A 493-nucleotide genomic window follows, 5' to 3' on the forward strand; every position below is an offset into this window, starting at 1 on the left:
TGTGGCGCAAGATGCTGCAAGTAATGGCAACACTGCAGCTACTCAATTTAGCGTAGAAGCCGACTTAACGAATCCAGATGTTACAATTACAAGTACTGTAGCTGACCCTACAAACGGAACTTTCACCGCAACATTCACTTTCAGTGAAGATGTAACAGGTTTTGTGATAGGGGATATCACCCTGAGCAACGCCACTGCTTCGAACTTCTCACAAACCAGTGCCTCGATTTATACGGCCGATATTACACCAACGACTGACGGAACGGTGACCATAGATGTAGTGGCTAATGTAGCAGAAGATGCGGCAACCAACGGGAATACTGCAGCTACTCAATTTAGCGTAGAAGCCGATTTGACCAATCCAGGTGTTACAATTACATGTACTGTAGCTGACCCTACAAACGGAACCTTCACCGCAACTTTCACTTTCTCAGAAGATGTAACTGGTTTTGTGATAGGGGATATCTCTCTGGGCAACGCCACTGCATCGAAT

General features: G+C 45.8%; 1 protein-coding gene. It reads left to right on the forward strand.

The genetic code is table 11. From position 1 onward, the window contains the following. A partial coding sequence (locus B3763_RS12755; RefSeq protein WP_286747000.1) for an Ig-like domain-containing protein occupies positions 1–493 on the forward strand: 493 nt, incomplete at both ends.

The organism is Roseivirga sp. UBA1976 (assembly GCF_002336325.1).
GTDB lineage: Bacteria > Bacteroidota > Bacteroidia > Cytophagales > Cyclobacteriaceae > Roseivirga > Roseivirga thermotolerans.